The organism is Spirosoma migulaei (assembly GCF_054776855.1).
In genome coordinates this window covers 129,567-142,674 of the sequence record NZ_BAAHBG010000045.1, presented here as the reverse complement: position 1 = coordinate 142,674, position 13,108 = coordinate 129,567, and the positions used below count along the sequence as shown (strand labels likewise).

General features: G+C 46.1%; 12 protein-coding genes and 1 pseudogene. 7 read left to right on the top strand and 6 right to left on the bottom strand.

The annotated features are described in order from the left end of the window. The 6 genes and pseudogenes from rseP to ACYVGO_RS37140 form a co-directional block, all read right to left on the bottom strand. Positions 1 to 1,097: pseudogene (gene rseP / locus ACYVGO_RS37165) on the bottom strand (RIP metalloprotease RseP); the annotation flags it as partial. A 273-nt stretch (positions 1,098 to 1,370) separates the two neighbouring features. Continuing rightward, positions 1,371 to 1,586 carry a type II toxin-antitoxin system HicB family antitoxin gene (locus ACYVGO_RS37160; protein WP_142770677.1) on the bottom strand — a complete coding sequence of 72 codons (216 nt, stop codon included), beginning with the start codon at positions 1,584 to 1,586 and terminating at the stop codon, positions 1,371 to 1,373. A 123-nt stretch (positions 1,587 to 1,709) separates the two neighbouring features. Continuing rightward, on the bottom strand, positions 1,710 to 2,882 hold the full coding sequence (locus ACYVGO_RS37155; RefSeq protein ID WP_460973870.1) for a 1-deoxy-D-xylulose-5-phosphate reductoisomerase: 1,173 nt from the start codon (positions 2,880 to 2,882) through the stop codon (positions 1,710 to 1,712). Continuing rightward, a complete protein-coding gene (locus ACYVGO_RS37150) occupies positions 2,879 to 3,469 on the bottom strand; it encodes a hypothetical protein (RefSeq protein ID WP_460973869.1) in 591 nt (196 codons plus the stop codon). The genes ACYVGO_RS37155 and ACYVGO_RS37150 overlap by 4 nt, the downstream gene beginning before the upstream one ends. Further along, positions 3,453 to 4,829, bottom strand: coding sequence for an AAA family ATPase (locus ACYVGO_RS37145; protein ID WP_460973868.1), 1,377 nt, complete (start codon positions 4,827 to 4,829; stop codon positions 3,453 to 3,455). Before ACYVGO_RS37145 ends, ACYVGO_RS37150 begins: the two co-directional genes overlap by 17 nt. Positions 4,830 to 4,835: 6 nt before the next feature. Next, positions 4,836 to 6,338 (bottom strand): GH3 auxin-responsive promoter family protein, encoded by a 1,503-nt coding sequence (locus ACYVGO_RS37140; protein WP_460973867.1) that lies wholly within the window; start codon positions 6,336 to 6,338, stop codon positions 4,836 to 4,838. Positions 6,339 to 6,528: 190 nt separating this feature from the next. On the opposite strand from ACYVGO_RS37140, the gene ACYVGO_RS37135 reads away from it, so the two are divergent. The 7 genes from ACYVGO_RS37135 (at position 6,529) to ACYVGO_RS37105 (ending at position 13,007) form a co-directional block, all read left to right on the top strand. Next, positions 6,529 to 7,554: a rod shape-determining protein gene (locus ACYVGO_RS37135; protein ID WP_018619308.1), complete on the top strand. Its 1,026-nt coding sequence runs from the start codon at positions 6,529 to 6,531 to the stop codon at positions 7,552 to 7,554. A gap of 88 nt (positions 7,555 to 7,642) precedes the next feature. Continuing rightward, positions 7,643 to 8,479: a rod shape-determining protein MreC gene (gene mreC / locus ACYVGO_RS37130; RefSeq protein WP_142770682.1), complete on the top strand. Its 837-nt coding sequence runs from the start codon at positions 7,643 to 7,645 to the stop codon at positions 8,477 to 8,479. A 92-nt stretch (positions 8,480 to 8,571) separates the two neighbouring features. Beyond that, positions 8,572 to 9,078, top strand: a complete 507-nt coding sequence (locus ACYVGO_RS37125) for a hypothetical protein (protein WP_142770683.1) — start codon at positions 8,572 to 8,574, stop codon at positions 9,076 to 9,078. 89 nt (positions 9,079 to 9,167) lie between these two features. Beyond that, entirely contained in the window at positions 9,168 to 9,650 is a 483-nt protein-coding gene (locus ACYVGO_RS37120; protein ID WP_460973866.1) for a GAF domain-containing protein, read from the top strand. A gap of 97 nt (positions 9,651 to 9,747) precedes the next feature. Then, on the top strand, positions 9,748 to 10,212 hold the full coding sequence (locus ACYVGO_RS37115) for a DUF4890 domain-containing protein (protein WP_460973865.1): 465 nt from the start codon (positions 9,748 to 9,750) through the stop codon (positions 10,210 to 10,212). Positions 10,213 to 10,394: 182 nt separating this feature from the next. Further along, positions 10,395 to 11,465 carry an NHL repeat-containing protein gene (locus ACYVGO_RS37110; protein WP_460973864.1) on the top strand — a complete coding sequence of 357 codons (1,071 nt, stop codon included), beginning with the start codon at positions 10,395 to 10,397 and terminating at the stop codon, positions 11,463 to 11,465. 15 nt (positions 11,466 to 11,480) lie between these two features. Beyond that, on the top strand, positions 11,481 to 13,007 hold the full coding sequence (locus tag ACYVGO_RS37105) for a c-type cytochrome domain-containing protein (protein WP_460973863.1): 1,527 nt from the start codon (positions 11,481 to 11,483) through the stop codon (positions 13,005 to 13,007). The last annotated feature ends 101 nt before the right edge of the window (positions 13,008 to 13,108 follow it).

Sequence of the window (13,108 nt, the reverse complement as noted above, 5' to 3'; positions counted from 1 at the left end):
CAGAAACGGTCCCAAACCCAAATACCGCCGAATAGATTCTGAGCGATACCAATTGGGCCACTTAGGGCTTTAGAAGCTGAAACCTCTCCCCGGAAAATTTTACCGAATCCTTTAATGTTATCGAACACCACCTGAAACGCCTTCGCTGTACCCACGCTTAGGGCTTCACCAAAGGTATAGTCCTGCTTGGTGAAGGGCAGCAGAAACTCAGGATAAAAACCAATCGTTCCCTCGGCCGTAGTCGTCATCTTGAGCGTATCGAGCTTGCCGTTCCGATTAATGCTAAGGGTTATGGGTTTGTTTTTAAGCGGCTTTACGATCTCCGTAAACTCGTGATAGAATTGGATGGGTTTGCCATTGATGCTGGTGATCACATCGCCTGCTTTCAGGCCTGCCTTGCCAGCGGGTTGACCCGGTACTAACTCGGCAACTTTGAAGGGTTCAATGGGTTCAATAAATTGCCCGGCGGCTTTTTTGTCGGCCAGCTTGTCCACAAAATTATTGGGGATATAGATGTCCATCTGCTTCCCGTTTCGCTCAATGGTATAGGAGCTATTGTTGCCTAAAAACACATCTGAGCTACGGACTTCATTGAAGTCGGTTATTTCTTTTCCGTTGACTTTGAGGATCTTATCGCCGGTCTGTAAGCCAATGCCTTTCGCCAGGTCGTACGCCACGATACCGTATTTAGCGTCTTTGGCTGCCAGATAGGTATTCCCGTTTTTATAGGCTAGGATGACGAAAATCAGGATGCCTACAATAACGTTGACGATAATGCCGCCCAGCATGACGACCAGCCGCTGCCAGGCTGGCTTCGCTCTGAACTCATACGGTTGGGGCTCAGCATTGACGTGGGCTGTGTCGAGCGATTCGTCGATCATGCCCGAAATTTTTACAAAGCCACCCAACGGAATAGCGCCGATACCATATTCGGTTTCACCCCGTTTAATACTCCAGACTTTAGGAGGAAAGCCAATAAAATACTGTTCTACGCGCATCCCAAAGGCCTTGGCAGCCAACAGGTGCCCCAATTCGTGTAATCCAACTAAAATTGACAGACCCAAAATGAGCTGCCCTGCCATTACTAAAATTTCCATTTGATTTGTCTTGAGTTCATTATTTGCGACTTAATAATCGCTCGATTACTAGTTGTTTATCAATGCCCAGATGCTCAGCCATATCGCTCACTATACTATTCAGCGTTCCAATTTTCAAGGGCTTATGCTGGGGAATACTAAGTGTATGTTCGCCGTTCTGCTGAGTTCTGATAATGATATGACTCCCTGTTTAATGATGAAACTGATAGCCATAACGCTCCAGACGCTTAGCTAAATCAGTCCCATTAAGGTCACGCGGTAATTTCATCCAACTCAGGCTAATGCGAAGACTTCATTAACCTGAAGCCGGATGGTTTGAGGTAATTCATCTGGTTTATCGGAAAAATAGCCCGAAACAGCGTCTTTAATCATTAGCTTTAATTCATCCAACGTATCACCTTGCGTGATAATTGAGCCACTTGCCAATTTTGTCCTGGCAACATAGCCACCATCTTCGTCTGGCTCAACCTGAAACACAAGTTCTTTCATAAAAAGTCAAGAGTTATTCGAACTGCGCATCGATGAATGCACTGGAATTTGCAGTGAATTACGTCAAAGGTCAGCAATCCACGTGAATATAAACGCTGTGCTTTATTGATACCGTACAAACAGCTAAACCAAACTTTTAATTCGCTCCATGGCCAGCCTGCGGGTTTCCTGATCTGTGCTTACGTAGTCATCGTAAGTTGGGATTTGCACAAAGGTAGCTTTGGCTAAACAGCCTTCAATAATCTCCGAGATTTCCAGAAAGCCGATTTGGTCATGCAGAAAGGCATCTACGGCTACTTCATTTGCCGCATTGATAATGCAGGCTGCATTACCGCCTTGGTCAAGGGCATCAAAAGCAAGCTGTAAATTACGAAACGTTTCGAGGTCGGGTTGCTCAAATGTGAGGGACGGATAATCCATGAAGTTGAACCGTGGAAAATCCGACTTCAACCGATTTGGATACCCCAAGGCGAATTGAATCGGCAGGCGCATATCAGGTAGCCCCATTTGTGCTTTTAGACTTCCGTCCTCAAACTGCACTAAGGAATGAATGATGCTTTGTGGATGGACAACCACGTCAATCTGATCGGAGCGGAGGCCAAACAACCATTTGGCCTCGATGACCTCCAGCCCTTTATTCATCAATGTAGCGGAGTCGATGGTGATTTTGGCCCCCATCGTCCAGTTGGGATGCTTGAGCGCCTGCGCCTTCGTCACCGTCGATAAAAACTCCCGTGATTTCCCCCGAAATGGACCACCCGACGCTGTCAGGATGATTTTCTCAATGGGATTGTGAAACTCGCCCACCAGGCACTGAAAAATAGCCGAGTGTTCGGAATCGACCGGGTAGATGTTCACCGCTTTCTGGGCAGCCAGCTGCGTGATGAGTTCGCCCGCGACAACCAACGTTTCCTTGTTAGCCAGCGCGATGGATTTTCCCGCTTCAATGGCCTTGATAGTTGGCAACAGACCCGCATAGCCAACCATGGCGGTCAGCACCATATCGATCGTGTCCATCTGGACAACAGAAGCAATGGATTTTGCACCCGCGTAGACTTTGATGTCGAGTGGATCAAGGGCCAAGAAAACCTGATCGTAGCGATCTTCATTACAGATGACAACGACGTTGGGTTTCAGCTCAATGGCCTGCTGAATAAGTAGTTCAGCGTTGTTGTTCGTTGTCAGTACCTCAACCTGAAACTGGTCGGGGTGGGCCTTAATCACATCGACGGCCTGCGTTCCAATGGAGCCGGTCGAGCCGAGGATGGCGATATGGCGTTTTTTTGGTTCAGTCATGTAGTTTTTACCAAGTCAAAATTGACTTTTATACCTAATTCTTCTTCGAGGGCGCGGATGTAATAGACTAAACTTGGCCTTGTTTTCAGCAAGTCATCAATAAACTGTTGAGCCGTTTTTTTAGATAAACCAATGGTTTCCTTAAGATTCTCCAAATAACATCTTCGTTCAAAAGCCAGCCTCTCATCATCTAATTTTAAAAGCCGGATGAGATTAATAGCTTCTTGGTCGTTAATAGAGGCTGCTAGATACTCACCCTCGAAATAAATAACTCGCTCTTCAAAAGCATCATCTGTTGGATATAAAATGGGTTGGTAACGTTCCCACTTTGACGCTTTTTCGCCGTTCAATTGAGCCTTCACTAAAAACCAGTTCTGATAGCTGTCATCAGGGGTATCCTTTAATGTAGGGTTGAAATGCTCTATATCCTTTTTATCAAATCGGCCAAAATACTCTTCGGTATAAGCGCAGATATTATGTTGTTCATCGCAAAGAGTGCTGGTCAGCCTCTTATTATCGCCCCCATCTTTATACGTCAATTTTTCTTGCAGAATAATTGAATTGTCTAGTTTATTTACTCTGCGCATATTGACCAGCAAAATTGTAGCGATTTCCTAACTCAAGTCGCTCGACAATGAGTTGATTTTTCTTTTCCTCATCAGTTTCCGCCCGGATTTGCATAGCCAATTGGCGGTACCGCTCATATTCCTCAAGCCCTTTCTGTAACATCAACTCGGCCATTGCGAAATCCTGCCGTAAAATATCATTTGGATCATCACCTTCTGGAGCGACACCAGTATGATAATTTACCTCGCCATTTTCATCGAAATATAAAATGAAGCGTTCGCATGGTTCAAAAGCTGAGGCAATGATAGGGGAGTGGGTAGCGAAGAAGAATTGGGCTTCAGGAGCAAGGGAGGTATAGTACTTTATTAATTCACGCTGGATATCAGGAAATAAAGAACGCTCTGGTTCGTCAAAAAGTATAACGGTATCTTTAGTGTCGAATTTATAGATAGGAATAGCTGTAGCAAGAAGTTGACGTGTACCAGAGCTTATAAAAGTGCTATCAAGTGTAATCCCCTTTTTGGTTTTAATTTTTATAGGAACCTCCGTGCTTTCTGTGTCCATTTCCAAGAAGAAATGATTTAAAAGAGGATTTAAGCATCTTTTTGCCAAATCAATTCTGGGGTTTGGCGTATTATCTCGCCAATGGACTAATCTTTTTATCAATTGATCCGCAGTGATTTTTTCTCTGTCTGAAACAATTCCCATCACCAATTCACGACCTGTTTCATCGTACTGACTAATATCCCTTAGCACATACTCCCAAGTAGGAAGTGACTGACTATCACCCAAGGATATAGTTTTCTTTCTTCCTGCTTCGCTAATTAGATTCTCTTTATCACGTTTGTCATTTTCAACTTGAGTATCTGTTTTTACCAATCCACCAAATATTGACTGAGGAGTGCCTTTCTGGTCAACTAAAAATGCATCTGCCTCACGAGCTATAGAGTCTTTTATGTATAGACAAATTTTATTTGTATCGTTGATTTTGTATTGCTGAGTCTTAGTTCTTTTTTCTAGGAACCAATTACTCAAAAAATCTTTATCTGATTTTCCTATTTCTGAAAACCTATCAAAAAGAATTTGTTGACCATCTATATTAAATGAAAAAATAGTACGTTCAATTGATTCGGGTAGAAAATTGTCAGATAAGGAATTAAAGCTTGAAGTATCGAAAAGTGAAGACATTGCATGTATCAACGCATTCTCTAATTCCCAAATTAAATTCAACAACGTCGTCTTCCCAGTCCCACTCTGCCCAATAAAGCACACCTTTTCTAACGGCTGTCCTTCTTTGGGATGCCCTTTCGGATACGTAAAATCAAACTTTATATTCTTAAACTGACGATACTCGCCAATCTCGATGCCGGTTATTTTCATTTTACATTATCCATTATGCATTACCTCCAATAACCCTTCTGCAATTTTCCGATCATTCGCTAAACGGGGTACTTTGTTCTGGCCACCTAATTTGCCCTGCGATTTCATGTAGCGTTGAAACGCACCACGCGATAGGCTCGTTAGTTTGAGCGGTTGCAGGATGGAGCCCGTAATCAGGTCGTCGTAATATACGTTTAGTTTGGTTAGTCGGTTGTCTACGTCGCGGGCGAAGGCGGCTGGATTGTGCGGGGGGGTGGCAAATTCAACCAGCCATTCATGATAGGGCAAGCCTTCCTTCGGGCTAACCATCGGCGCAACGGTGAACTCAACGACTTCGGTTTCGGGGTGTTTTTCCATTGCGTCTTTCAGCGCCTTTTCTACTTCTTCGCCAATGACGTGTTCACCGAAGGCCGAAATGAAATGCTTAATGCGCCCTGTCACCAGCAGGCGGTATGGCTCCCGCGATACAAACTTCACGGTGTCGCCGAGGGAGTACCCCCACAGGCCAGCGTTGTTGTTGATAATGACCGCGTAGTTTTTGCCTAGCTCCACTTCATCAATGGTGTATCGGCGCGGGTTTTCGGTAAAATAGTCGTCGGCGGCAATGAACTCAAAAAAGATGCCGCTGTCTAACAACATCAATAAGCCTTCTTCAGTCTGGCTGTCTTGAAACGCAATGAAGCCTTCGGAAGCTGGATACGTCTCAATCGAATCAACGCGTTTGCCAATGCTCTCGAATAACTTGGCCCGGTACGGCTCAAAGTTGACGCCCCCGTACACGAACACCGAGAAATCAGGGAAAACATCTTTAATCAACTTGCCCGTACGTTCCTGAATTCGGTCGAAGTACATCTGCACCCAGGGTGGAATCCCCGAAATGAGCGACATCGGTTGCGGCAGGGTCTCGTCTATGATCCGCTCCAGTTTGGTCTCCCAATCGTCGATGACGTTGGTTTCGTAACTAGGCAACTGGTTCGTGCGCAGATAAGCGGGTACGTGGTGGTTAGCAATGCCTGATAGCCGCCCGATGTTGATGCCGGCTTTCTGGGTGAGTTCGGGACTGCCAGACAGAAAGATTAATTTCTTGTCCAGAAAGGCACTGTTTCCTGTTTCGTTAATGTAGTTCAGCAGGGCATCCCTGGCTGAGTTAATGTGGTTGGGGATGGATTCCTGAGAGATCGGAATGTACTTAGTGCCGGACGTTGTACCCGAGGTTTTAGCAAAATAAAGCGGTTTCCCTTTCCAGAGAATATCAGATTCGCCATGCAGAATTTGCTCGATGTAGGGCTTCAGATCTTCGTAATCACGAACGGGCACGGCCTGCCGAAATTCTTCGATTGTCTGAATATCCTTAAACCGGTGGTCGCGGCCAAAAACGGTAGTACGACCGCCGTCGATCAACTGCCGAAACCAGCGTTGTTGAGCCTCGGCGGGCTGGTACATCCAGGTTTGCTGACGCTCGACAACCCACTTTGCCAAAGGCTTACTGACAATTGAACGAATTCCCATAATGGTGCAAAAGTAATGTATAATGAAGAATGAATACTACAAAATGGGGATAGGAGCTGGTAGAACGGTTTTACCATTATTCATTTCACATTATCCATTATTCATTGAAGACATTCTCTTGAATAATCTATATTTTTGCACACCTTTCAATAAACAGTATTTGTAATAAGGCGTTCTGCGCCAACCTATAATGGGACTTTTCAATTTTTTAACCAGCGACATTGCTATTGACCTGGGCACGGCGAATACCTTGATTATTCACAAGGATCGGATTGTGGTAGATGAGCCTTCAATTATTGCAATGGACAAAGTCAGCGGTAAGGTGCTGGCCATTGGTCATAAGGCCATGCAAATGCACGAAAAGACCAATGAAAACATCAAGACAATTCGCCCGTTGAAGGATGGTGTGATTGCTGACTTTACGGCCGCCGAACTGATGATTCGGGGCATGATTAAAATGATTGATACGGGCAGCAAGCTGTTCTCTCCATCGCACCGGATGGTTATTTGTATTCCATCGGGTATTACAGAAGTAGAAAAGCGGGCCGTTAAAGATTCTGCCGAACACGCCGGAGCCAAAGAGGTATATATGGTTCACGAACCTATTGCAGCCGCTATTGGCATTGGCATTGATATAACCCAACCTAATGGAACCATGATCGTGGACATTGGAGGAGGAACAACCGAGATTGCGGTAATTGCTTTGTCGGGTATTGTCTGCGAACAGTCGATTCGTATTGCGGGCGATGTGTTTACCCGCGATATCGTGGATTATATGCGTCGGGAGCATAACCTGCTTATTGGTGAGCGTTCGGCTGAGCAGATCAAAATGGAAGTTGGTTCGGCTCTTCCCGAACTCGACAACCCACCGGCTGATTACGAAATCCGGGGTCGCGATTTGATGACCGGTATTCCGAAAGAAATCAAGGTTACCTACAGCGAAATTGCCTATGCGCTCGACAAATCCATCTCGAAAATTGAAGAGGCTACCATGAAGGCCCTCGAAATTTCGCCACCGGAGTTATCGGCCGATATTTATACCAACGGGATTCACCTGACAGGCGGGGGAGCTTTATTGCATGGTCTCGATAAACGTCTGGGTGCTAAAACCAAGTTGCCGATTCACGTTGCCGATGATCCGCTCAAGGCCGTTGTAAAAGGTACGGGCGAGGTAATCAAGAATCTGGAAATGTATCGGTCTGTACTGATTAGTTAAAGTATTTTTGTGTAGCCTGGACGTCTACGTCCGGATGTAGATCAATAGGCTACACCCGGACGTAGACGTCCAGGCTACACAGTTTACTATGGGAGAGTTAGTCGATTTTTTTATTCGAAGCCGGAACTTCATTTTGTTTGTGTTGCTTGAAGTGCTTTGTTTCTACTTCATTATCAATACAAGCAATTACTGGAGCGCCACTTTTTTCAACACCTCGAACCGGTACGCGGCTCAGGTGCTGGCATGGTCGAATGCGGCTAATCAATACGCCAGTTTGCGTCAGGTAAATGCCGATCTGGCGCTGGAAAACCAGCAACTCAACGCTCGGCTCACAAAATTACTCCAAAGCAAACCCGCTGCTCCTGCGGAATATCGGGCCGACTCTGCCTTTGCCGACCGATTTAAGTTTACTGTAGCGAAGGTGGTAAATAACACAACGCAGTTTGCCAACAACTATATCACTATTGATAAAGGTACCGATGATGGCATCCGGCCGGGCATGGGGGTCATTTCGCCAACGGGGGTAGTCGGTAAAGTAAAGATTTGTAACCAGCATTTTTCGGTTATCACATCCATCTTGCATTCGGAGTATATGATATCTTCACAACTGGTGAAAGCCGGTGAAATTGGTTCGGCCAAGTGGGATGGCGTAGACCCACATCTGATGAAATTAGATGCCATTCCACGCTATAAGCCTGTCAGTAAGGGGGATTCGGTCGTGACTTCAGAACATAATTCGACTTTCCCACCAGGAATTCTGGTTGGACGAGTTCGGTCTGTAGGAGTTCAGCAGAACCAGACCTTCCACGATATTACGCTGAATCTGGCTACGAATTTCAGTAATCTGTCGTTTGTGTACGTAGTAGAAAACCGATTACAAGGCCAGCAAGACCAATTAGAAAAACAAATTGAAACGGAGAAATAGTCGGTAAGTTGGTAAATCGGTAAGTGGCTGACGAATATAGTTCTTGCGCATCAGCCACTTACTGACTTGCCAATTTACCGACTCACTTAAAAATGACTTTTCGCGAAATCGTATCAACATCCCTGCTTTTTTTACTGTATCTGGTCCTGCAAATTCTGCTGGTTCGGAATCTGGTGCTGTTCGATTATGCGTTCTGCTTCGTCTACATTGCCTGCATTCTGCTACTACCAAACGAAACCAGCCTGACCTGGTTGTTACTTATTGCGTTTGTTACGGGCATAATCGTCGATACGTTTTACAACACGCTTGGCATGCACGCAGCCGCAACGGTGTTAATGGCGTACTGTCGACCCCTGATTGTGCGGGCGCAGATCGACGTGCCGGGACTTGAATCAAGAATTGAGTTTTCACTTAAAGAACTGGGGACAGGAGCATTTTTTCGGTATGTGTTTGTGCTGGCTTTTATTCATCATACCGCTTTATTTTTCATTGAAGCCAGTAGCCTTACCCTTATTATTCCAACCCTTATTCGGGTAGCCGCCAGTACGCTCTTCACGACCGTAAGTATTGTGCTAATTCAGTTTTTTACGCGGAATTAGTTTTTTGTCATGCTGACGAAGGAAGCATCTTCGGGTGAGGCACTATATTTAAACTATCGAAGATGCTTCCTTCGTCAGCATGACAAAAAATGGCTGAAACGCTTACTATTCCCCAAACCACAAACCGTCAGGCTATTTATGATAGCCTGATCCCGCAAATAGCCGCGCTTGTTAACGGCGAACCCGACCTTGTGGCCAATCTGGCCAACATTGCTGCTGCATTGAAAGAAGCTTTTGGATTTTTCTGGGTGGGTTTCTATCTCAAAAAAGATGATCAATTGGTTTTAGGGCCATTTCAGGGTCCAATTGCCTGCACACGTATTGCATTCGGGAAAGGCGTTTGTGGAACTGCCTACACCCGAAAAGAGACCATCCTCGTGCCTGATGTTGAGCAGTTTCCGGGGCATATTGCCTGTAGCTCGGCCTCAAAGTCGGAGGTTGTTGTTCCAGTGTTCGATCAGGCCGGGAATGTTACAATGGTGCTGGACGTAGACAGTGATCAATTGAACGACTTTAGTGAGATCGATGTAGTTGGACTTGAGCAGATTGCCCGGTTGATCACCAATTTCTGATGCCCATTCTGGCAATTAAGATGTTATTAAATAGAGGGTGACGATTAAACCGTTGGCGCTATTGTCCGTCTTATGATCGTATTTAATTAGCACGATCATGTTTAAGAACTTAATTGCGTTGGGCGGCTTACTGCTCACTTTATTCTCATTCCCGCTTTTAGCGCAGCAAACCGCAACCCCCGATGCCCCGGCTCAAACGGGTCAGCGTATGGGCCGGGGCCGGGGTATGCAACAATATCAGGCGGGTGACCCGACTACGCGGGCGCAACGGATGACCGACCAGATGACGAAACAGCTGGGCCTGGACGAAGCTACCTCTAAAAAAGTGTATGATCTGACCTTAGCGCGGGCGCAGAAAGTAGATGCCATTCAGAAAGGTACTGACGATAATAAGACAAAGAGTCAGGCACTGAAAGCAAATGCGGACGACTTTAAAATGAAGCTGAAAGGCATTCTGACCCCCGATCAGTTCACCAAGTTCGAGGCTATGCGTGGCCGTATGGGAAGGGGGCGCGGTAACGGTGGCCCTGCTGGCGAAAAGAGCGATCCAGGCCAGGAATAAGCTTAAGTAATAAGTTGAGAAGGCGAAGTCCTGATCGTCGATTTTGTAATCGGCTGTCAGGACTTCGCTTTTTTGTAAACATAAGTTAGGCCTGGATAGTATCTTTTCTCTTATGTTACGTATAGTCAGTTGCAGTAAAGTTTACTCATTCTTCTCTTTTTTAGTAAACGCTACAATAGAATATGGCTTCTTTCTTATCGCGCCGGTCGTTCGTGCGGCAAACCTCATTGATTACAGCGGCTGGAATTGCGGTTCCTGCCAGTTTATCCGCGAAATCATACAAAGCAGGCCTGGAACCAGACATTCTTGGTCACAATGGATTCAAGTACCGCGTTGTACCGGGATGGGGGGTGTTGGATGCTGGTAAAAATCCAGTCAATGATTGCCATGAGATGGTGCAGGATGCCAAAGGACGAATTATTCTGCTGACAAACGAGACAAAAAACAATATTCTCGTATACGATAAATCGGGCAAATTGCTCGAAACATGGGGGCACGATTATCCCGGAGGTCATGGCCTGACGCTCGGTGGCGAAGGCAATGACCAATACCTGCTTATCTGCGACACGGATCGTCATCAGGTCATAAAAACCGATTTGAAAGGTCGTGAACTTATGAAAATCGAGTACCCCAGGGAAACGGGTAAATATGATTACCCAACCCAGTTCAAACCAACCGAAACGGCAATCAATCCGACCAACGGCGATATTTATGTGGTGGATGGATATGGACTGAATTATGTGACACAGTTTGATAAATCCGGTAAGCTCATTCGCTATTGGGGTGGAAAAGGGGAGACGAACGAAACCTTCGATTGCTGTCATGGCATTACCGTTGACCGTCGCGTGGCGGCTAACCCTACCCTGCTAATTACGGATCGGCGACATAATGCCCTGAAACGCTTTACGTTAGATGGCAAATATGTATCGACCATTGCGTTGCCAGGTTCCTACATCTGCCGTCCGGTTATTCATGGGGATAACATTTACGGAGCTGTGTTTCGCAGCACTTCCGATTCGTATCCTGATTCAGGCTATATCACCATTCTGGATAAAAATGACAGAGTCGTTTCAACACCGGGTGGTACGGCTCCCGTTTATCAGGACGGTAAACTGGGCGAGCAGCGCAAAGATCGAAGCCTAAGCACGTTTCTGCATCCGCACGACGTGCTGATTGACCAGGACGATAGCATTTACGTGGCGCAATGGGCTTCTAAAAAAACATATCCTATTAAATTAGAGCGCGTTGCCTAAGAGTATACCCTGATTATGAATAAGTTTATTTTAGTACAGGCCGCTGCGCAACCATCTGATTGGGTTTTGTTTTTTGGGCACTTTCATCCGCTCATTGTTCACTTACCGATTGGCTTTCTGCTAATTGCCGGTCTGCTCGAACTGGATCGACTGACCCGGCGCAACTCGGTTAGTCCGCATACAATTACCCTGATTTTATTCTGGTCGGCGGTGAGTGCTACACTTGCTTGCGTGTTTGGCTTTATGTTATCGCAGGGGGGCGGCTATGAGGAAGATACGCTCAGTTCACACCAGTGGCAGGGTATTGGCGTGGCTGTTTTTGCCTGGCTGGCGTGGGCGGTTAAATCAGAGAATCTGGGTCGGATTTTTCCTTTTTCACAGCTTCTTTATTTGCCTGCGCTGGGCATCTCCCTGCTCCTATTACTGTCGACTGGCCATCTTGGAGGCAACCTGACACACGGGGCGGATTACCTGACCCAATACATGCCGGGGCCAATCCGAACGCTAGCGGGTGTACCACCTAAATTGCCAGAATTAAAAGTTGAACCGATTACCGACGTAAATCAGGCAATGGTGTATCAGCAGATAATAAACCCAATTCTGCATAGCCGCTGCGTACAGTGCCATAACGCCAATAAATCGAAAGCGGGGTTACGGTTAGATACACCTGGAATGATTAAGAAAGGCTCGGAAGATGGCCCGGTATTGGTGGCAGGAAAAGGCACCGCCAGCGACCTGGTAAAAGTATGCCTGTTGCCCGAAGACGATGACCATCATATGCCGCCTAAAGGTAAAACCCAATTACAGGAAGGCCAGATTGCGTTACTGACCTGGTGGATTGATCAGGGCGCTCCTTTCGATAAAAAAGTCTCAGACGTACAAGTCAATGATGCAATTCGACCCGTATTGGCCTCCCTAACCGGTGGTGGGCCAGTTAATACAGGTGCCAATGTTGCCACAACCGGCCCTTCGCCCGAATCACCGGTGTTGACCATGAAAGTAGCAGCCGCCGACCCGAAAGTAATTGACGAATTGAAGAAAGCGGGCTTACTCGTATTGCCGCTCTCAAAAGAGCAGAACCAACTGGAAGTGAGCGCAGTGAATGCCCGTACCTTCAATGATACACAGGCCCAATTGCTGCCTAAACTGAGTACTCAGATTGTCTGGTTAAAATTAGGAGATACGGAAGTCTCAGATGCAACGTTGACCCAGGTAGCCAAACTTAAAAACCTTCAAAAACTGCATCTGGAACAAACGAACGTGACCGATGCGGGCTTAAAACAACTCAAAGGGCTGGATAATCTGGAATATTTGAACCTCTATGGTACTAGCATAACGGATGCCGGTCTGGTTGATCTGGCAACGCTGAAAAATCTTAAGACTATTTATCTCTGGCAAACCAAAGTCACGGAACAGGGCATTGTAAACCTGAAAAAAGCCATGCCCAAACTTGAGGTTATTGGCGGTATCACGGAGAAAGCCGCTGCCGAATTTGCCAAAGCAGCCTCGCCCGAAGCAAAGCTTGGGGAGGCCAAGAAGTGATACTTTCATTGAAAGTAGGTTATAAATGATGTCGAGTTCTCAAACCCGACATAATATTGATTAACTGGTAAAATAGGCTGACAACGCGAAAATATAGTATG

Excerpts from the sequence above, each read along its gene's own strand:
- ACYVGO_RS37160 (WP_142770677.1), bottom strand. The coding sequence starts at position 1,586 with ATGAAAGAACTTGTGTTTCAGGTTGAGCCAGACGAAGATGGTGGCTAT.
- ACYVGO_RS37155 (WP_460973870.1), bottom strand. The coding sequence starts at position 2,882 with ATGACTGAACCAAAAAAACGCCATATCGCCATCCTCGGCTCGACCGGC.
- ACYVGO_RS37150 (WP_460973869.1), bottom strand. The coding sequence starts at position 3,469 with ATGCGCAGAGTAAATAAACTAGACAATTCAATTATTCTGCAAGAAAAA.
- ACYVGO_RS37145 (WP_460973868.1), bottom strand. The coding sequence starts at position 4,829 with ATGAAAATAACCGGCATCGAGATTGGCGAGTATCGTCAGTTTAAGAAT.
- ACYVGO_RS37140 (WP_460973867.1), bottom strand. The coding sequence starts at position 6,338 with ATGGGAATTCGTTCAATTGTCAGTAAGCCTTTGGCAAAGTGGGTTGTC.
- ACYVGO_RS37135 (WP_018619308.1), top strand. The coding sequence starts at position 6,529 with ATGGGACTTTTCAATTTTTTAACCAGCGACATTGCTATTGACCTGGGC.
- mreC (WP_142770682.1), top strand. The coding sequence starts at position 7,643 with ATGGGAGAGTTAGTCGATTTTTTTATTCGAAGCCGGAACTTCATTTTG.
- ACYVGO_RS37125 (WP_142770683.1), top strand. The coding sequence starts at position 8,572 with ATGACTTTTCGCGAAATCGTATCAACATCCCTGCTTTTTTTACTGTAT.
- ACYVGO_RS37120 (WP_460973866.1), top strand. The coding sequence starts at position 9,168 with ATGGCTGAAACGCTTACTATTCCCCAAACCACAAACCGTCAGGCTATT.
- ACYVGO_RS37115 (WP_460973865.1), top strand. The coding sequence starts at position 9,748 with ATGTTTAAGAACTTAATTGCGTTGGGCGGCTTACTGCTCACTTTATTC.
- ACYVGO_RS37110 (WP_460973864.1), top strand. The coding sequence starts at position 10,395 with ATGGCTTCTTTCTTATCGCGCCGGTCGTTCGTGCGGCAAACCTCATTG.
- ACYVGO_RS37105 (WP_460973863.1), top strand. The coding sequence starts at position 11,481 with ATGAATAAGTTTATTTTAGTACAGGCCGCTGCGCAACCATCTGATTGG.